Source organism: Accumulibacter sp. (assembly GCF_029255285.1).
GTDB lineage: Bacteria > Pseudomonadota > Gammaproteobacteria > Burkholderiales > Rhodocyclaceae > Accumulibacter.
This window is the reverse complement of the sequence record NZ_JAPUVI010000043.1, coordinates 146,033-163,406: the sequence shown is the minus strand read 5'-3', so window position 1 is coordinate 163,406 and position 17,374 is coordinate 146,033. Positions and strand designations below refer to the sequence as shown.

Genomic DNA, 17,374 nt, shown 5'->3' with positions numbered 1-17,374 from the left:
CTGATCGTCAGCGACCTCCACCTGGGCGGCGGCGCGGCCGATGCGGGCGACGACCACGTCTACCAGAATCGGCAGCTCGAACGCTTCGTTCGCCAGCGCCTGGCTTCGCCGGCCGGCCAGGCGGGCGAAATCGAACTCTTCTTCAACGGCGACTTCCTGGAGTTCGCGCAGGTCAGGCCGCAGGTCTACCGCAGCCCGTCGGCCGACTACTGGTGCTCGGAAGCCGAGTCGCTGGAGAAGCTCGAGGCTATCCTCGCCGGGCACGACAACAGCTTCGCCGCGCTGAACGATTTTCAGGCGGCGGGCAACCGGGTGACCCTGGCGGCCGGCAACCACGACGTCGACCTGTACTGGCCGGCGGTGCGCAAGCGTTTGCGGGCGCGCATCGGCCCCGGCCTGCGTTTCGAAACAGGCGCCGATTGGGTCGAGCGCTACGGCGGCCGGCTGCACATCGGCCACGGCCACCTGGAGGATCCGGCCAATCGCTTCAAACACTGGTCGGCGCCGATCCTCCGCGCGCCGGACGGAGAGCGGCTCGAAATGTGTCCCGGCACCTTGTTCATGGTGCACTTCGTCAATGGCCTGGAGGCGCGCTATCCGTTCGCCGACAACCTGCACCCGGTGCAGAACCTGGCGACGGTCCTGCTGCGCGAGGACACCGGCGGTTTCGCCAGCGCCGGCTGGATGCTGCTGAAGTTCATCGCCCGCCACGCCAAGGCGCTCGGCGCGCCGAGCGATTCCGATGTCGGCCGGCGGCTGCTGGGGCGGCTGCGCGACGACGACGATTTCGCGCAGCGTCTGGCCGCCGCGTGCCGGCTGCTGGGCGAGGAGCGCAGCGCGGAGGACGTTCGCCGCGAGGTGACGGACGAGGACAGTCTGGCCGAACGGATGCGCCGACTGTTCGTCGTCGTTCCCGCGGACGACTGGCAGGCGCTGTTCGCGCTGCGGCCGGCGGCGGTGCTCGGCACGGGGAGCAGCAAGACGCTGGGCACCATCGTCGGGGCGCGCCACTTCGGCCGGCGGGCGCTGCGCGATCTGGCGCAGCGCCGCTTCGAGGCCTGTCCGGCGGCGCAGGTGATCGTCATGGGCCACACCCATCTGCCGGACGAAAAACGCTTCGACAACGGTCACTATCTGAATCCGGGCAGCTGGACGCGCTACCTCGACTTGGAGAACCATCCGCCCCTCAGGCTCGACGATCTGCGCAACGAATCCCGCTTCCCCTACGAGCTGAACTGCATCGTCGTCGAGGCCAGCGCCTCGGAGGCCCGGCTGGTCGCCAGGCGCGAGTGCTTCGAGCGGCAAGGCTGAACGGAGCGCGCCCGGCGGGCGGTTGAACTTCCCGGATCGTGCGGCTATCGTAGCAAGGGACGCGCACCGGGACACCCGCCGACGCGCCCGCGCCCATCGCCCGCCGATCCGCTGCCCATCCATCACCACCCGAGGAGTTCATCCATGCCCGTCACGCCCACCCTTTCGCAGATTCTCCTTCTCGCACCGAACGCGCGATCGAGCTATCGCGAGGCTTTTCAGAATGGCCAGTGCATTCTCGATCAGCACAAGATCTCGGCCACGCCGCTTCGCCTGGCCCACTTCATGGCCCAGATCCTCCACGAATCGGGCGGCCTGAGCGTGCAGTTCGAAAATCTCAATTACAGCGCCCTGCGCCTGCCCAAAGTCTGGCCTTCGCGCTTCAAACCGAAGGGTCCGCTGAACCCCGCCGACTACGCGAACAACCCGCAGAAGCTGGCGAACGAGGTTTACGGCGGCCGCATGGGCAACAGCGCGCCCAACGACGGCTTCACCTACCGCGGGCGCGGGCTCCTGCAACTGACCGGCAAGGCCAGCTACCAGGAAGCGACCACCATCCTGCGCCGCACCGACCCCAACGCGCCGGACTTCGCCGCCAACCCCGACGAGGTGATCAGCGCCAAATGGTGTCTGGCCATTGCGGCGTCGGAATGGGTCGCCAAGAACTGCAACGCTTTCGCCGACCAGGACGACATCAGAAAGGTCACGCGCGCCATCAACGGCGGACTGATCGGCCTCGCCGAGCGGACCGAGTGGCTGCGACGTACACGAGCGGTCTGGAAGTAGCCGGCGCGCGACCGGGAAGGCGGGTCGGCGGCCGCTTCCGCGTTCGCGAAGACCGTTTGCGCCGCGATCGGCGGCTGCGGGCGGGAAAATGGGTTTAGAATATCCGGCCGGAGCGCTGCCAGGCCATCCCGGTGAGCCACGAAGGCAGCCAGCGCCCGAGCTCGAAACGGCCGTGCCGTGCCCAGGTGGCGAAATTGGTAGACGCAGCAGGTTTAGGTCCTGCCGCCGCAAGGTGTGGGGGTTCGATTCCCTTCCTGGGCACCATCAAGCAGTCCAAGTCGGTCCGCCGAAATCCAGAGAACCCGCCTAAGTGCGGGATTTTTTGTTGTCTTTTCGTTCGCCAGAGACGCGAACCTTGTGCTGCTCGCGGCTGGTGTCGAGAACGGCGATGGTGTCGCCGTCGGCTACGGAGACGACCGTGCCGGTGAGGGTATCGGCGCGAGTGGAGCCAATCAGTAGTGCCAACAAGATCAGGTGGGAGCGGCGAATGGTCGGCAACATTCACATCCACTCCTCGCCCAACACCTCGGCCTGCTGCAGCACCAGCTCGATTGCCGCCTCCTGCCGGTCCGGCGGGTACCTGTACTTGCGCAGGATACGCCTGACCATGAGCCGAAGTCTGGCGCGGATGCTCTCCCGCGCCGACCAATCCACGGTGATGTTCTGGCGCAGGCTCTCGGTCAGTTCGTGGGCAATCTTCTGCAAAGTCTCGTCGGACAGCTCGCGGACCGCGGATTCATTGTCGACCAGTGCATCGTAGAAGCGAACCTCGTCCTCGTTCAGCCCCAGCGCCTCGCCCCGGTTCGCCGCGGCGCGGAACTTCTTGGCCATCTCGATCAGTTCCTCGATGACCTGCGCGGTTTCGATGGCCCGATTCTGGTAACGCTTGATCACGTTGCTCAGCAACTCGGAGAACTTCTTCGCCTGCACCACGTTGCCCGCAAAGCGGCTCTTGATCTCGCCTTCGAGCAGGCGCTCCAGCAGTTCGACGGCAAGATTGCGCTCGGGCAGCTTGCGCACCTCGGCGAGAAAGGCGTCGTCGAGGATGCCGATGTTCGGCTTGTCGAGGCCCACCGCGTCGAACACATCGACCACTTCCTCGGAAACGATGGCCGAATTGATGATCTGCCGGATGGCCAGTTCGCGCTGTTCATCGGTTTGGCGCTGCTGACCGAGGTCGCGCTTGGTCAGGATGACCTTCACCGCCTGCATGAAGGCCACCTCGTCGCGCACCGCCTGGGCGGCGTCCAGTGTGCAGCAGAGGGTGAATGCCCGGCTCATCGCCAGCGCGGTATCGGCAAACCGCTTCTTGCCGTCCCTCTGTCCGAGCACGTGGTTGGCGGCGCCGGCCAGCCGCCGGTGGCCGGCAGTCAGGAAGTCGCTGTAGTCGAAGCCATGCAACATCCCGCGCAGGATGTCGAGCTTCTCCTCCAGCACCGCATAGGCTTCGGCGACATCGACCGTCGGCCGGCCGCGCCCCTGGCTGGCGGTGTATTCCCTGAGCGCGCTCTTGAGTTCGTTGGCGATGCCGATGTAGTCGACCACCAACCCACCCTGCTTGTCCTTGAACACGCGATTGACGCGGGCGATGGCCTGCATCAGGTTGTGGCCCTTCATCGGCTTGTCGATGTACATCGTATGCACGCAGGGCGCATCGAAGCCGGTCAGCCACATATCGCGCACGATGACGATGCGCAGTGGGTCCGCGGGATCCTTGAAGCGCTTCTCGAGGCGCTTCTTGACCTGGGCGCTGTAGATGTGAGGCCGGAGCAGCGCCTTGTCGCTGGCGGACCCGGTCATGACGATCTTGATTGCCCCCTTTTCCGGATCGGCGTCATGCCAGCCGGGGCGCAACCGGGTGATCTCGTCGTAGAGATGGACGCAGATTTCGCGGCTCATGGCGACGACCATCGCCTTGCCGGTCTGGGCCTGGCCGCGTTCCTCGAAGTGGGTGACCAGATCGGCGGCGACGCTGGCGATGCGGGGCTCGGCACCGACCACCTTTTCGAGCGCCGCCCACTTGCTCTTCAGCCGGGCCTGCTGCCCTTCCTCCTCATCCTCGGCGAGTTCATCGACCTCGTCGTCGATGTGCGGCAGCTCGGCCTCGTTCAGCGACAGTTTGGCGAGACGCGACTCGAAGTAGATGGCGACGGTCGCCCCATCCTCCTTCGCCTGCTGCATGTCGTAGACGTGGATGTAGTCGCCGAACACGGCACGCGTGTCGCGGTCCTCGCTCGATACCGGGGTACCGGTGAAGGCAACGAAGGTCGCGTTCGGCAGGGCGTCGCGCAGGTGCCGGGCGTAGCCGACCTGGTAGCGTGACAGGTAGGACGCGACGGGCTCGGCGGCGAGCCGCGCAATGGCGTCGTTGACGCCGTCGCCGGCCGTGTTCCTGGGCGCCTTGACGGTTTTGAGCCTGGCCTCGAAGCCGTACTGCGTGCGGTGCGCCTCATCGGCGATGACGACGATGTTGTGGCGATCGGAGAGGATCGGGTAGGTGTCCTCGTCCTCGCCGGGCATGAACTTCTGGATGGTGGCGAAGACGATGCCGCCCGAGGGGCGGTTGCCGAGTTTGGCGCGCAGGTCCTGCCGGGTGCTGGCCTGTACCGGCTCCTCGCGCAACAAGTCCTGCGCCAGCGAGAAGACGCCGAACAACTGGCCGTCGAGGTCGTTGCGGTCGGTGATGACGACGATGGTCGGGTTTTCCATCGCCGCTTCCTGCATCACCCGGGCGGCGAAGCAGGTCATGGTCATGCTCTTGCCGCTGCCCTGCGTATGCCAGACGACGCCGCCCTTGTGCGTACCGCCGGGGTGCGAGGCGGTGACCACCTGATCGATCGCCGCGCGCACCGCATGGAACTGGTGATAGCCGGCGATCTTCTTGGCCAATGCGCCGTCATCCTCGAACAGGACGAAGAAGCGCAGGTAGTCGAGCAGGATGGCTGGGGCGAGCAGGCCACGTACCAGCGTCTCCAGTTCGCTGAATTCGCCGAGCGGGTCGAGCGCCACCCCGTCGATCGTGCGCCACTGCAGGAATCGCTCGGCATGGGCCGAGAGGGAGCCGAGGCGTGCCTGACTGCCGTCGGAGATGATCAGGATCTCGTTGTACTGGAAGGCGTCAGGAATCTGGTCCTTGTAGGTCTGGATCTGGTCGTAGGCGCGCCAGATGTCGGCGTTTTCGTCGGCCGGGTTCTTCAGTTCGATCAACACCAGCGGCAGGCCGTTGATGAACAGGATGATGTCCGGCCGGCGGGTGTGGCGCGGCCCCTTGATCGAGTATTGGTTGATCGCCAGCCACTTGTTCTTGGCGGGGTTGGTCCAGTCGATCAGGCGGACCCGGTCACCGCGGGTTTCGCCGTCCTTCTGGTATTGCACCGGCACGCCACCGACCAACAGCTTGTGAAAGTGGCGGTTGGCCGAGAGCAAGGACGGGATACCGAGGTCGAGCACCTGCTTGAGCGCATCCTCGCGGGCGGCGGCAGGGATGGATGGGTTCAGGCGGCGAATCGCCTCGCGCAGCCGGAAGGGAAGCGGCACCTGCTGGTAGCCGGCGCGCTCCGGGTTGGTGCCGTCGGCGGCGATGTCGGGGCCGTAGAGGGTGTCGTAGCCGACTTCGGTCAGCCAGCCGAGCGCTTCTTGTTCGAGGTGGTCTTCGGTCATGCGGCGAATTCTTCGAGCAGGGTTTCGGCTGCTGGCAGGCGCAGTTGGCCGGAGATCAGGCGGGGGAGAAGGGTGTCGCGGAGGGTGGAGAGGGTTTGGGCTTGCACTTCATTTTCAACGATACGCGCGAACAAAGCGTTTGCCACAGTAACGAATTCGGCAAGGAGGGCAATCGAAGGCACCAGAGCCGCAAGCGGTCGAAATGCTTTCTTGCTGATTTCCATGAAGGTAGAACCATTCGCATGGCTTTTTATTGTCTCCATATTCTGTCGGCACCAGAACAGCATGTAGATCGGAGGTAAGACGCTGTTCGGCAGCATTGCGATGTAGCCCTGGTTAATCGCCATCGGCACATTGGTCATTGCCAGGTAGCCAATCGGCGCTCGCGATGACATCAACAGAGTACCGACCGGCAGCAGCCCTGAGCTTATCTTGGCAATACCTTTGGCCGATAGCTTCCGTTCGGTACCCAGCAACACCGGCGCTTGAATTCCCGACAAGTCTTTCGGCGTCGTCCAGCAATGTTCGGCGGGCTCCCAGTAGCTCGTGTCTTTGGTGTCTGGCGTGCCGCCACCTGCGGCTTGGACGACCTCGCCCAGCGTAGCCACTCGCCACCCCCTTGGCACCAACCCCAACTCCGACTCCTCGAACCCATCCGGAAACAGCGCAGCGGTGGCTTCGTCCATCCCTTCCGGGGCGCGGCCTTCCTCCTTGGCGCGGACGGGGTCGAAATCGACGAACCACGACTTGAACAGTGCCTGCGCGATGGCTTCGAGCGTGGCGTTGGTTTCGCGCAGGAGGGTGATTCTGTCGTCGAGAGGCCTCACAACGCCGACGATCGATCGTTGGCTCTGTGTTTCGGGGAATGTCGCAGTGATGCGTCGCTGGTCACGTAGGCTGACGTAGTCAGCCATATCGGTTTGGCCTTTCAGGTACCCGACCTGATCATAAAACTCTGCGCTTTTCATCCAGTAATAGATGTATTCGGGCAACAATTTGTTCGGTGCAAGTGAGCGCCAGAAACATAGTTGGGGCGAGTACACAAACTGCTGAGTCTCATCCGAGACCAATGCGAAGCGGCCAACCGTCCCTTTAGACGTAAAGACAACGTCACCAGGGCGACTGACCTTGTTTCCGACTCTTGAAAGGGCGGCTGCGGGGAATAAATCGGCAGAGTCGAAATTGAATCCATCATTGATATTTCCAGCGCGCGCAAAAGGAATCCCGTGATCCGATAGCTCACTATTTTTTGCCCGGTAACCGTCTCCAATTTCCATCAGACCAGCTGCTATTAGCTCCTCAATTCGGTAAGTTCCAGCCTCAAAACTCATACCCCAGCCCTCCTAGCTTCTGCCGGATCAACTGATCGAGTTCCGCCCCCTTCGCCATCTGCTCGCCCAGCTTCTCGGTGAGCTTCTGCATCTTCTCAGCGAACGCTTCGTCGTCGTCCTCGACCTCTTCGGCGCCCACGTAGCGCCCCGGGGTCAGCACGTGGCCATGCTCGCCGATCTCGGCTAGATTCACGCTGCGACAGTAGCCAGGGATGTCCTGATACTCCTCAGCGTCTGCCTCATCACGCCAGGCAGCGACGGTACCGGCCATGCGGTCGATGACTTCATCGGGCAACTCCGTCTGCACCCGGCTGATCATGCGGCCGAGCTTTCTGGCGTCGATGAACAGCACTTCACCCGGACGAGCCGCTTTGTGCCTGGTCAGGAACCACAGACAGGCGGGGATCTGGGTGTTGAAGAAAAGCTGCCCCGGCAACGCGATCATCACCTCGACCACGTCGGCCTCGACCATCGCCCGGCGGATTTCGCCCTCGCGGTTCTGGCTGGAACTCATCGAGCCATTCGCCAGCACGATACCGGCGCGACCGCCCGGCTTCAGGTGGTACAGCATGTGCTGCAGCCACGCGTAGTTGGCGTTGCCCTGCGGCGGCGTGCCGAACTCCCAGCGCGGGTCGCCTTCCAGGCTGCCATGCCACCAGTCGCTGACGTTGAACGGCGGGTTGGCGAGAATGAAGTCGGCGCGCAGGTCCGGGTGCTGGTGGCGGATAAAGGTGTCGGCGGGTTCGCGGCCGAGGTTGAAGTCGATGCCACGGATGGCGAGGTTCATCGCGGCCAGGCGCCAGGTCGTCGGGTTGGATTCCTGCCCGTAGATCGACACATCGCCGAGCTTGCCGCCGTGCGCCTCGATGAATTTCTCGGACTGCACGAACATGCCGCCGGAGCCGCAGCAGGGGTCATAGACCTTGCCGTGGTGCGGGGCGAGGACGGCGACCAGGGTCTTGACGATCGAGGCCGGCGTGTAGAACTGGCCGCCCTTCTTGCCCTCGGCGCTGGCGAACTGGCCGAGGAAGTATTCATAGACCTGGCCGAGCACGTCGCGCGCCTGCCCGGGGTCGGCAGCGAAGCCGATGGTAGAAACCAGATCAACCAGTTCGCCGAGCTTGCCGTCGGGCAACTGGGCGCGCGCATAGCGCTTGTCGAGGATGCCCTTGAGCTTGGGGTTCTCGACTTCGACGAGGGCCAGGGCATCGTCGATGCGCTTGCCGATGTCCGGTTGCTTGGCGGCGGCGCGCAGGGCTTCCCAGCGCGCGGATTCGGGCACCCAGAAGACGTTGACTTCGCGGTAGTAGTCGCGATCTTCGAGTTCTTGCGCGATCAGGTCGGCCGCGCCGAGGTGGTAATCGTCGGCCGGGTCGGTAAAGCGCCGCGCCAGTTCGGAACGCCGCGCGGCAAAGGCGTCCGAGATGTACTTGACGAAGATCAGGCCGAGGACCAGGTGCTTGTATTCGGCGGCGTCCATGTTGGCGCGCAGCTTGTCGGCGGTGGCCCACAAGGTCTTCTTGATGTCGTCGAGCATGGGGTGGCAAGCACAGTCTGTTGATCCAGCTATCCATTATGCGTCGGGGAGCTTGGCTGGGCCAATTCCGGGGGAAATCCTGCCGATCTTCGCTCCGTTCGTGCCGCTTCACTCCCAACGCTTCGCTCACCTGCGCCTCCAAGGATCGAAGGAAACGCGGTAGGCCATGAGAGATCCATGAGGCTGAGAGAGTACCGGCCATAAGGCTATTGTCGCGGCGCTTGCTTGGTCACGGGCGGGCTATCCCTGTTCACGTAAGTGATTGATTCCACAACTAACGCAAAATTGCGTCGATGAAGACCACCCGGCGCCTCACCAAACAAGCGACAGGCTCATGTGATGCCGCTCTGATTGGTTTCGAGCGCCCAGGCCGAGATGTTCGCCCGCTGCTGCCGCAGGATGTAACCGGTACCGCGCTCGACGTGGGCTGTGGTGAAGAAGCCGCGGAACGGCGAAAACTCGTGCTCTACCCGGGTAACGTAGTGACGAGGCTGGAAGTCGCCGCGCGTGATGGTCAGGTACATGCCGGCCCGCAGCCGCTCGTTGCCACGCAGGCGGAAGGATCCCTGCTCGAAGATCGAGTTGTCCCGATTCTGCTGCGCCAGGATGGCGCGTCGTTCGCCGATCCAGTCGCGGTAGGTGATCTTGTCTGTCGATACAGCAGCCTCCTTCTGACCGTCACCCCACCGCAGACGAGGATCGCCGAGATTCGACTCGACATCCATCTGTCGGATGCCGAACACAGAAGCCTTCGAATTGAGGTAGTCGAGAAGAAGGTAGTTCTCCGACTGGCCGTCCTGTGCCGCCAGCCGCATCGTGCCGTTGTTGTTCAGCACCCACGCCTTGCTGGTGACCCAGAAGACGTTCGCCACTCCGGCGTCGGACCGGCCGAGGTTCTCGGCAACGACATCGGCGTCAGAAATCGCCAGGTCCGGCACGTCGCCAGGTTGCCACTTCGCCACGACCGAGTACGGCCTCCGCTTGACACCGCTCTGGATCATGGCGCCGTCTGGCAACTCGAACGGATTCGGCCGCAGCACGAGGCATACGTCGTCCTTGCGATCCTCGGTGTAGAGTTCGTTGAAAGGCCCCACGTCGCCGAAGAAGGAAAGCATCTGGTGAAGCGACCCGCCGGGCCAACTGCTCACGCCAGGCGCGTCGACGAGTCCCTTGGCGGTCACCTCGGCGGTTATCGCGCCGACTGTGGTGCCGATGGTGTTCCCCCCGGAATTCTGCCCGGCCAGGTCCGCAAGGTAGGGGTTTAGAAAACCCTTCAGAACGTCGGCGATGAAATCCGCCACGGGCTTCTGCTTCGGCTGGCCAGCGCTGTGTTTCTCGAAGAACTTGTAGGTGGTCAGGATGTTGTCGCCAAGCGCCACGTTGTTGAGGTAGATGATCCGCAAGATCTGCAGCAGCTTCCCCCAATCCTGCCCGGTGACGGTCACCGTCCGCGATGGCCTGCCGTCGGCGCCCATGGTCACGCTGCGCCGCACTTCGGACACCAGGCCGCGCATGACGATGGGCAACTTGCCGTTGTTGGATTTCGCGTACTCGCTGGGGTCGTGCGCCATGCGGAACTCAATCACGTCCATGGGCTCGATCAGCGCCGCCAGGGTGTCCAGCGCGTGTTTGTGCGGCCGATCAGACAGCGTGATCGAGAAGGCGCCAGCAGGATCCCGAACGCCTTTCATCAACCGGACGCCGCCCGATTCGCCAAGCCAATCGGTGAGATCGACGACGCCGACAGACGATTGCTTTTGGCCAACCGGCAGGCCGGCGAAAACCTCTTTGCGCCGCCTGGACTTGATCAGCAGCGCCTCGATCTTGGCTTGGTAAGCCTTCATGCCAGCGCTCCACAGGGTTGAGAACCCCATTCTGGCTCCACGACCCAGCACTCGTGACGCGCCAATGGCGGTATGCTCGCAGATTCCCTTGTTTCGACGCTGCTGCAGTCATCTTCCGGAATCGAGTACAGAACGCTCGACTACGCCCCTGGCATGTACTTCGACTGCCGTCCGCTGCGAGCGACGATCCGCCCGGAAACGTGCGCCGCGAACTGGACAACGTCGCAATCGCCGGACAACTGCCGCCAACAGACGTGCCGAGGCTGCCAAATCGGCGCCGCGCACGCCGGAAGACCACCATCGACGCCAGCAGCGGCATCAGATGAAGGTTGGCGGTGCGTCCACTGCGGACCAAGCCCGACCAGGCGCCTTGTCGGAGACGTCTTCTGCATAAGCTGCTACAACCGTCGGCGCGAGTTGATTTCCTGGCGAAACGGGAAAAATCGACCTCCGAAAGATGTTGCCGAGGTCCTTCGCCCCGGCTGGTCGGTTGTCACTCGCGACCCTGGCATCGAGGTAGCGCCGACCTTCATCAAGAACATCACGGGGAGTCTGGAGATACGGCGCACGGTACGCTCAAGGCCGTTCAACAGCGAGACATCCATGCTGCAGCCGGTACCATCGGTGTTTCTGATTGATGACGATCGGCGCCGCCTGCTGTGGGCGATCGTTGAAACACAGGCCGAGCTTGAGCGCATCGCTCGGAGACTACTCCCGGAGTACCGCATCGACAACGCCACGCTCGAACCGAGCTTCGCCGAATTTCGCCTCTGCGACATCGACCCGTCGCTGTGGATGCGAGTCTGCGCACCCTCATGATCGCTTCCCCAAGGGCAGATCGCCGCGCTTTTCGCGGCGCATTCGGCCGCCTGTGTAGCTTGCCGTTAGCATGGCGCGATGCGGCACTAGCAAGTGGCACGCCATGATGTACTGATACCCTATGGACAGCCGGTAGAACCTGGAATGGGGCGATTCCTGCACGTACTTGTCATCAGCATTGTGCGGCGCACTTGTCCACGGGCCGCCTCGGAGCGCTTCCGGGGTCGGTGGCCGGCACGCTGCCCATCGTGGCGTACTTGCAGGGAGCCTGCCGGCTCACGATCGAGTCCCATACCCGGCGCACCGGATCTGGACGTTTACCAGTGACGGCCGACTCGCCGGATCAATCCTCTGTCGTCGGCCGCAGTGCCGTTTGCGCAAGAACGGCTCCGTAGAGGTCCAGCAGACTGGCGGCGGCCGTCGAATCGCCGGACAGCGCGCGGGCCAGCGTGTCGTCGACCAGCTGCTCGACGAAGGGCTCGATCTGGAGGCGGATGGCCAGTGCCAATGATCGCGGCGACCTGGGCCGACCTCGCGCGTTTCCGCTGATGCCTGGTTGGAAGCGTGGCATGGTCAGAGAGATCCCGTGCTCACGGCGCTGGACAGTTCGGCGCTTGGTCGCCAGGACTGGCGCAGGTATTTGTGCCCGAGCCGCTGACCGGCGACGTAGGTCTCGTTGACGACTTTGAGCAACGCGGCCTCGTGCTCGCGTGCACGCGCCAGAAGGGCGTTGTACCGCGCCTCGTCCTGATGGTGCTGCCACTCGCCCTCGGCACGTGCGAGGGCGGCGCGCGCCATCTCCAGTGGCGGCAGCAGCGCCGCGGATTCGGCCTCGGCGGCGTCGGCCATGCGACGCAGCGCTTCGCTGTCCTCGCCAAGGGCAGAGAGTTCGATCGCTTCGTCGGGCGTGCTGTTGCCGGCCAGACGGGCGGCGGTGATGGCCGCACGGCGCTGCGCTACCTCGGCGATGCGTTCGGCGATGTGCTCCACCTTACCGGTGGCGGTGGCGTAGTTCTGTTCTGCCTCCGCCAGGACGCGCTGTGCGGTGGCGGTCTGGTGGGCAAGCGCTTCGATCAAGTCGTTCATGGTTGCTCCTTGGTTGGTACAGGGTGAGACGCGACGGCGGCGTCGATTCGGGAGCGCGCCTGACTCATCAACAGGTTGACGGTGATGCCGTCAACGTAGGCGTGTAGTTGCTCAATGGCGTCGCGGTGTTGGCGCTCGGTGGCGATGGCGGCGCGGCGCTGCTCGGTGGCTTGAGAGAGGCGGGCGCGCAGTTCGCTGGTTGGCTTTCGGTCGAGTATCGCTTGGTCAAGTTGGTTGTGGATGGCGGCGGCGTCGCGAAGTGCCTGCTCGGCGAGGTCGACGGCGGCCTGGGCGGCCTGACGCTCAATGACCACAGCCTGTGCAACGGTAACCATCTTCTGCCTGCCAGCAATGAGCGCGGAGACGAACGGCTTGCCACCAATCATCTTGATTTCCCTGGCGCTCATTGCGTCGAGTCCTTCAGGCCGACGATCCTTGGCGCGCTCGGATCCGAGCCCTTCTGGCGTTTGACTCGCTTGCTGGTGGCTCCGATGGCCTTCGGCGCCGCTTGCTTCTCCGGCGACGCTGTGGAGCGCTCCTGCATGCGCCTGCTACGATCGGCGACCTCGGATGCTTCTCGCTGCAGGACGTGCTTCCGTTCGACCATCTGCGAGGCAATCTCGGCCTTCTCGCGTGGCGTGCCGGGGTGGTACTTGCCAACTATGGCGTGAATCAAGATGTCGCTGTGTTCTTCCTTCGTGGTCACGTGAACGTCTCTCCTGTTGGTGCGCTGTTTCGGGAGGGTTGTCGCCCTGTTCTGAAAGGCTATCGTGGCGTCACGATCCGACCGACGTGGTTGTCGTGCTGGAGCGTCTTTCCCGGCCCTGGCCCAGGCGTACGGCGTGTCTCACGACGTACGTCATGAAGCGCGCGAAGCCTGGCGGATGGGGTGACGGCTCCGACGTCGAGGAGGTTATCCGCCGCAAGGTTGCAGAGAAAGTTGCAGGCGTGGTTGCAGCGGAAAACTACGAAAAGAAGGCTGAAGCCATTGACGCGGATGCTGAGAAGCGCGCCGACCCCGATGGTGGTTGGCATCGTCCGCGAGCTTGTGTCACGGGATGACGGGTTCTCACGCATCGAGGTCCACTTAAAGGATCGGTGCTGGATCGGCGTAGCTCCTCGAAGTGCTGGATAACACCATGGCGCCCCGCCTGGTGATTTGGCATCAGCTTGCGGGAGTGCCAGAATCTTCCTTCGCAAGCGTGCGTCACCGTAACAACGATGAGGCGGTCGCAGTAAGTGTGTTGGATGATGATCTGCTGCTGACGAGGAGGCGGTCCGTTACTGAGTTCGATAGATGTCTATATCAGGGGCAGCGTCGACAAAAGTGGGGTAACTTTCGGGGTAAGTCCGGCTATTGGTGGGGCAGCTTCGATACAGGGAATCGAACTCGGACGCAAAACCGAGCAGGAAGGCGAACACGTCTCGCTTACCGATGTTTCTGTGCGCAACGGCAAGCCCGGCGAGAAGCCAGTCAAGCGGTACGACGAGCGCGGGCTGTTCATCATCCTGACACCGGCCGGCGGTGATCTGGTACCCGAAAAATGGACGCCACGAGGTAGGGTATTTTGACCTTGTGGAGGTTGGACATGAAGAAGTGAATCGGAGTTACCCGCCGAAGCTGAGCCGGTAGCCGCGACACTGATCTTGACCGGCGCGACGCGCATTGGGTCGGATGGAGTGGCTGGGAGCGGCGACAGCCCGCGACAGGCGAAAGCAGGGATCTGCTCGCGATACCGGCCTTCACGGAGTTCGATACTTTTTTGGAATCGGTTTGACATGATGCGCATCCTATGAGACATTCTCGCATGATACACATCATGCGATAAACCATGGCCAGTCGATCCGATCTCAAAGAAGCTTCGCTGCGGCGCATCTTGACGGCGAGCGCTTCCCGCCTGCGTGCTGAGGGGCTTTCCGGTGCCGCCATCGCCCCCGTGATGCAGGAAGCGGGACTGACGCATGGGGCGTTTTACGCGCACTTCAATAACAAGGAGGAACTGGCGGCGGCGGCCTTTCGCTTCGCCTTGCTCGACAACCGTCCGCGCTGGATGGGGCAAGCGCGGAAGGAATCCTGGCCGAGTCGGCTGCTGCGGCTGGGCAAACGCTATCTGACGACGGCGCATCGCGATGATCTGACCGACAGTTGCGCGCTAGCCGCCCTGGCGTCGGATGCGGCGAGAAGTAATTCCGCCTTCAAGAAGGTCTACGAGGAGGAATTGCGCAAGTCGTTGCACGCCATCTGCGTTCCTCTCGACGAAGGTAGCCCGATCGACCCGGCACGCCTGGACGACGCCATCGCCTTCATGGCTTTGTGTGTCGGCGGCATTTCGCTGGCCCGCGCGGTCGACGACCCGGTTTTTTCTCAACAAATCCTCACCGTTTGCCGGCAAGCAGTCCAGCGCATGTTCCCGCCGGACAACGCATCGCCAACCCATCTGGAAGTGCCCGATCAGGCAAGAAACCGAGACGAAGCTCAAAGCCATGACCATCGATGATTTCCCGCTACGGACCTACGAAAAACTGCGCTACGTCGACACCGATCGCCAAGGCCACGTCAACAACGCCGTTTTTGCCAGCATGCTGGAAACCGGCCGTGTGGAATTGCTCTACAACCCGCATCGACCCTTGGCAGATCAGCAGTGCTCCTTCGTAATTGCCCGTTTGACCCTCGATCTGCACGCTGAAATCACTTGGCCCGGCCGTGTCGATATCGGGACCCGTGCGGGCAAAATCGGCCGCAGTTCGATTACTCTCGAACAAGGGCTGTTCCAGAACGGCCAGCACGCGGCGACGGCGAGCACGGTGATCGTCCATGTCAGTGCGGCGACGCGGCGTTCACAAGCCTTTTCCGATGTCGCCCGGCAGGCGTTTGAGGCACTGCTTTGAGGCGCGTTGATCTTTGAGCGGAGGGAGCGCGTGATGATGAATGCCTTGCTGCTGACCCATGCCTGCCAATATGTTGGGCCCGGCGTGGTTCCAGTGTTACTCCGGGAACGACACCGCGTGGCTTGTCACGACACCAGTTTTGTCGACCCCGACGTTGCCCGGCGTTTCGAAAGCGAACAGGCGGGCGCGGTCGCGCTGCGCGGACAAACACCGGAGGCCATTACCGAAGAGTTGAAAGAACGCGGGCTCGCCATCGGTGCCGTGGTTTCCAACGATGTCTTTCCCAATACGCCGTTGCCGATAGAAGACGTCTCGCTCGAAACGCTGCGCCAAAGCGTCGAGGCCCTGCTGATCTTTCCGTATCGTCTGACGCAACTGCTGTTGCCGCCGATGAAGCTGGCGCGTCGCGGCTGCTTCGTCTTCATCACATCCGCGCGCTATCTCCAGCCCGAACCCGGGTTTTCCGTAGCCACCTCGGTACGCGCCGGCACGACGGCTTTCGCCATGGCCTTGGCAAAGGAGGCGGCGCCTTTCGGCATACAAGTGAATGTCGTGGCACCGAACTATCTCTACAGCGAAGCGTATTACCCGCGTGCAAGATTCATCGACGACCCCGCCGGACGCCGGGAGATCGCCAGCAAGGTTCCCATGGGGCGTCTCGGCGAGCCGCAGGAAGTCGGTGAACTGATCGAATTTCTGGCCTCTGGGCGTTCCCCGTTTACCACCGCTCAGGTCGTCAACTTCACCGGCGGATGGCCATAGGCGTCCCGGACTTCTGATTCTCCTCCACGCCCTTTCTCTTTCAGGCAGATGACTCGATGGCGAGCGTGCGGCCGCAACCTCAGGAAGCACGACGGAAGCGTTGCCGGGGGTAGCCCGGGCGTCACCGTGACCCCGCGAAGCCGCGAATCTTCAGTTCCCGACGAGCTTCGCGGTCGCCCGCTCGGGCGGCCAGACGACCTCGAATTCGCCTTTCTGCCACTGGCCGACGGTGCCGGGGATCGACGACAGTTCGCCGCGGCGAAACTCGATCGAACCGAGGATACTGTCGTGCGCCCGCGCCGCGATTTCGTCGCGCATCGCCCGCCGGTGGAGACCGACCTTGGCCGCCGCCGCCTGAATCACTTGCAACGCCGCGTAGGTGTGACCGCTCGCCCAGCGATCCGGTTGGCGGCCAAAGCGCGCCACATGGGCGTCGAAATAGGAGCGTGCGCCGACGCTCGTCTTGGCATTCCAGGAGCCGATCCCGAGAATGCCTTCGCAGGCCGCTCCGAACTTCTCGGCGTAGGTCGGGTAGGCGGTGCCGACGGCCAGGTAGATAAACCGTGGCCGGAATCCCAGTTCTTTCGCCTGCACGGTAATGGCGTCTGTCTCGACCGGGTAGGTCAGTCCGACGAAGGCCTCCGGTCGCTTCCTCATGATCGATCGCAGCGCCGACGCCGTATCGAGCTGCCCGGGCACGTAGGCGCGTAGTTCGATGAGATCGATCTTCCTGGCTTTCATGGCCAGTTGCAGGGATGTCGCGAGATCAGTGCCGAAGGGGTCTTCCGAATAAACCGTCGCAACCGTTTTCACGTGTTGCGCTGCGAACATGTCGGCTAGTGCCTCCATCAGCAGATTGCTTTGCTGCAGGGCCGAGAAGTAGTAAGGCAGGTTCATTTCGACCAGCTTGCGCGTATTGGCCGTCGGCGCGATCAGCGGATAACCGAACTTGTTGGCCAAGGGCGCGACCCCCAGGGTCATGCGCGTTCCCCAGGGCGCCAGGATCAGGTCCACCTTGTCGCGCGCCATCAGCGCGAGATAAGCGGCGGTCGACACATCTTCCCGGCTTTCGTCGTCGACTCCGATCAACTGGATGCGCCGTCGACCTCCCGGCAATTGCAGACCGCCAGCGGCATTCACCTGCTCGGCCCAAAGCAGATAGGTGGGTTCCTGGGTCACTTGTGCCGCCGCGGCGAAAGGTCCACTGCGCGCGATCGCATAACCGATGCGGACTGGTGCGCCTTCCGCGGCGTCCGCCGGCGACAAGCCGGCAAAGCCAGCGGCGGCCAGGGCGCCGGTACCTACGAGGAAACGTCTTCGATCGAGCGACATGTCCGAAACCTCCGGGA

Annotated in this window: 16 protein-coding genes, 1 tRNA gene and 1 pseudogene; 8 read left to right on the top strand and 10 right to left on the bottom strand. The window is 63.3% G+C overall.

What is annotated here, in order from left to right:
- The 3 genes and pseudogenes from Q1M07_RS06820 to Q1M07_RS06810 all read left to right on the top strand — a co-directional run.
- Positions 1 to 1,311 (top strand): annotated as a pseudogene (locus Q1M07_RS06820) (hypothetical protein); the annotation flags it as partial.
- Positions 1,312 to 1,455: 144 nt separating this feature from the next.
- Complete coding sequence (locus Q1M07_RS06815; RefSeq protein WP_300452351.1) at positions 1,456 to 2,097, top strand: lytic enzyme; 642 nt, start codon at positions 1,456 to 1,458, stop codon at positions 2,095 to 2,097.
- A gap of 179 nt (positions 2,098 to 2,276) precedes the next feature.
- Positions 2,277 to 2,361, top strand: a tRNA-Leu gene (locus tag Q1M07_RS06810).
- 42 nt (positions 2,362 to 2,403) lie between these two features.
- Here Q1M07_RS06810 and Q1M07_RS06805 read toward each other — a convergent pair.
- The 5 genes from Q1M07_RS06805 to Q1M07_RS06785 form a co-directional block, all read right to left on the bottom strand.
- The gene (locus Q1M07_RS06805; RefSeq protein WP_300452350.1) at positions 2,404 to 2,598 is read right to left on the bottom strand and encodes a hypothetical protein; all 195 of its coding nucleotides are present in this window, start codon (positions 2,596 to 2,598) and stop codon (positions 2,404 to 2,406) included.
- On the bottom strand, positions 2,599 to 5,757 hold the full coding sequence (locus tag Q1M07_RS06800; RefSeq protein WP_300452347.1) for a type I restriction endonuclease subunit R: 3,159 nt from the start codon (positions 5,755 to 5,757) through the stop codon (positions 2,599 to 2,601).
- Positions 5,754 to 7,088 carry a restriction endonuclease subunit S gene (locus tag Q1M07_RS06795; protein ID WP_300452345.1) on the bottom strand — a complete coding sequence of 445 codons (1,335 nt, stop codon included), beginning with the start codon at positions 7,086 to 7,088 and terminating at the stop codon, positions 5,754 to 5,756. The genes Q1M07_RS06800 and Q1M07_RS06795 overlap by 4 nt, the downstream gene beginning before the upstream one ends.
- Positions 7,078 to 8,625, bottom strand: a complete 1,548-nt coding sequence (locus tag Q1M07_RS06790) for a class I SAM-dependent DNA methyltransferase (protein ID WP_300452343.1) — start codon at positions 8,623 to 8,625, stop codon at positions 7,078 to 7,080. Before Q1M07_RS06790 ends, Q1M07_RS06795 begins: the two co-directional genes overlap by 11 nt.
- A 332-nt stretch (positions 8,626 to 8,957) precedes the next feature.
- Positions 8,958 to 10,469 carry a hypothetical protein gene (locus Q1M07_RS06785; RefSeq protein ID WP_300452341.1) on the bottom strand — a complete coding sequence of 504 codons (1,512 nt, stop codon included), beginning with the start codon at positions 10,467 to 10,469 and terminating at the stop codon, positions 8,958 to 8,960.
- A 603-nt stretch (positions 10,470 to 11,072) separates the two neighbouring features.
- Between Q1M07_RS06785 and Q1M07_RS06780 the strand changes: the two genes are divergently transcribed.
- Positions 11,073 to 11,288 (top strand): hypothetical protein, encoded by a 216-nt coding sequence (locus Q1M07_RS06780; RefSeq protein ID WP_300452339.1) that lies wholly within the window; start codon positions 11,073 to 11,075, stop codon positions 11,286 to 11,288.
- A gap of 343 nt (positions 11,289 to 11,631) precedes the next feature.
- Here Q1M07_RS06780 and Q1M07_RS06775 read toward each other — a convergent pair whose 3' ends face one another.
- From Q1M07_RS06775 to Q1M07_RS06760, 4 genes are read right to left on the bottom strand one after another with little or no spacing between them, the layout of a single operon-like run.
- A complete protein-coding gene (locus Q1M07_RS06775; protein ID WP_366983999.1) occupies positions 11,632 to 11,859 on the bottom strand; it encodes a DUF5681 domain-containing protein in 228 nt (75 codons plus the stop codon).
- A gap of 2 nt (positions 11,860 to 11,861) precedes the next feature.
- The gene (locus Q1M07_RS06770) at positions 11,862 to 12,374 is read right to left on the bottom strand and encodes a hypothetical protein (protein ID WP_300452335.1); all 513 of its coding nucleotides are present in this window, start codon (positions 12,372 to 12,374) and stop codon (positions 11,862 to 11,864) included.
- Positions 12,371 to 12,781: a hypothetical protein gene (locus Q1M07_RS06765; RefSeq protein WP_300452333.1), complete on the bottom strand. Its 411-nt coding sequence runs from the start codon at positions 12,779 to 12,781 to the stop codon at positions 12,371 to 12,373. Before Q1M07_RS06765 ends, Q1M07_RS06770 begins: the two co-directional genes overlap by 4 nt.
- The gene (locus Q1M07_RS06760) at positions 12,778 to 13,080 is read right to left on the bottom strand and encodes a hypothetical protein (RefSeq protein WP_300452331.1); all 303 of its coding nucleotides are present in this window, start codon (positions 13,078 to 13,080) and stop codon (positions 12,778 to 12,780) included. The genes Q1M07_RS06765 and Q1M07_RS06760 overlap by 4 nt, the downstream gene beginning before the upstream one ends.
- Positions 13,081 to 13,235: 155 nt before the next feature.
- Here Q1M07_RS06760 and Q1M07_RS06755 point away from each other — a divergent pair, with 155 nt between their 5' ends.
- The 4 genes from Q1M07_RS06755 to Q1M07_RS06740 all read left to right on the top strand — a co-directional run bounded on the left by Q1M07_RS06755 (position 13,236) and on the right by Q1M07_RS06740 (position 16,025).
- Positions 13,236 to 13,436: a hypothetical protein gene (locus Q1M07_RS06755; protein WP_300452329.1), complete on the top strand. Its 201-nt coding sequence runs from the start codon at positions 13,236 to 13,238 to the stop codon at positions 13,434 to 13,436.
- A 770-nt stretch (positions 13,437 to 14,206) separates the two neighbouring features.
- Entirely contained in the window at positions 14,207 to 14,872 is a 666-nt protein-coding gene (locus Q1M07_RS06750; protein ID WP_300452327.1) for a TetR/AcrR family transcriptional regulator, read from the top strand.
- Positions 14,859 to 15,263 (top strand): thioesterase family protein, encoded by a 405-nt coding sequence (locus Q1M07_RS06745; protein ID WP_300452325.1) that lies wholly within the window; start codon positions 14,859 to 14,861, stop codon positions 15,261 to 15,263. Before Q1M07_RS06750 ends, Q1M07_RS06745 begins: the two co-directional genes overlap by 14 nt.
- A 33-nt stretch (positions 15,264 to 15,296) precedes the next feature.
- Positions 15,297 to 16,025, top strand: a complete 729-nt coding sequence (locus Q1M07_RS06740; RefSeq protein ID WP_300452323.1) for an SDR family oxidoreductase — start codon at positions 15,297 to 15,299, stop codon at positions 16,023 to 16,025.
- A gap of 150 nt (positions 16,026 to 16,175) precedes the next feature.
- Here the strand turns inward: Q1M07_RS06740 and Q1M07_RS06735 are convergent, their stop codons facing one another.
- A complete protein-coding gene (locus Q1M07_RS06735) occupies positions 16,176 to 17,357 on the bottom strand; it encodes an amino acid ABC transporter substrate-binding protein (protein WP_300452321.1) in 1,182 nt (393 codons plus the stop codon).
- Between the last annotated feature and the right edge of the window lie 17 nt (positions 17,358 to 17,374).

Bases quoted from the DNA above. Each gene is read 5' to 3' on its own strand.
- Q1M07_RS06735 (WP_300452321.1), bottom strand. From the start codon at position 17,357: ATGTCGCTCGATCGAAGACGTTTCCTCGTAGGTACCGGCGCCCTGGCC.
- Q1M07_RS06785 (WP_300452341.1), bottom strand. From the start codon at position 10,469: ATGAAGGCTTACCAAGCCAAGATCGAGGCGCTGCTGATCAAGTCCAGG.
- Q1M07_RS06805 (WP_300452350.1), bottom strand. From the start codon at position 2,598: ATGTTGCCGACCATTCGCCGCTCCCACCTGATCTTGTTGGCACTACTG.
- Q1M07_RS06770 (WP_300452335.1), bottom strand. From the start codon at position 12,374: ATGAACGACTTGATCGAAGCGCTTGCCCACCAGACCGCCACCGCACAG.
- Q1M07_RS06745 (WP_300452325.1), top strand. From the start codon at position 14,859: ATGACCATCGATGATTTCCCGCTACGGACCTACGAAAAACTGCGCTAC.
- Q1M07_RS06750 (WP_300452327.1), top strand. From the start codon at position 14,207: ATGGCCAGTCGATCCGATCTCAAAGAAGCTTCGCTGCGGCGCATCTTG.
- Q1M07_RS06780 (WP_300452339.1), top strand. From the start codon at position 11,073: ATGCTGCAGCCGGTACCATCGGTGTTTCTGATTGATGACGATCGGCGC.
- Q1M07_RS06815 (WP_300452351.1), top strand. From the start codon at position 1,456: ATGCCCGTCACGCCCACCCTTTCGCAGATTCTCCTTCTCGCACCGAAC.
- Q1M07_RS06800 (WP_300452347.1), bottom strand. From the start codon at position 5,757: ATGACCGAAGACCACCTCGAACAAGAAGCGCTCGGCTGGCTGACCGAA.
- Q1M07_RS06790 (WP_300452343.1), bottom strand. From the start codon at position 8,625: ATGCTCGACGACATCAAGAAGACCTTGTGGGCCACCGCCGACAAGCTG.
- Q1M07_RS06775 (WP_366983999.1), bottom strand. From the start codon at position 11,859: ATGCCACGCTTCCAACCAGGCATCAGCGGAAACGCGCGAGGTCGGCCC.
- Q1M07_RS06740 (WP_300452323.1), top strand. From the start codon at position 15,297: ATGATGAATGCCTTGCTGCTGACCCATGCCTGCCAATATGTTGGGCCC.
- Q1M07_RS06795 (WP_300452345.1), bottom strand. From the start codon at position 7,088: ATGAGTTTTGAGGCTGGAACTTACCGAATTGAGGAGCTAATAGCAGCT.
- Q1M07_RS06755 (WP_300452329.1), top strand. From the start codon at position 13,236: ATGAAGCGCGCGAAGCCTGGCGGATGGGGTGACGGCTCCGACGTCGAG.
- Q1M07_RS06765 (WP_300452333.1), bottom strand. From the start codon at position 12,781: ATGAGCGCCAGGGAAATCAAGATGATTGGTGGCAAGCCGTTCGTCTCC.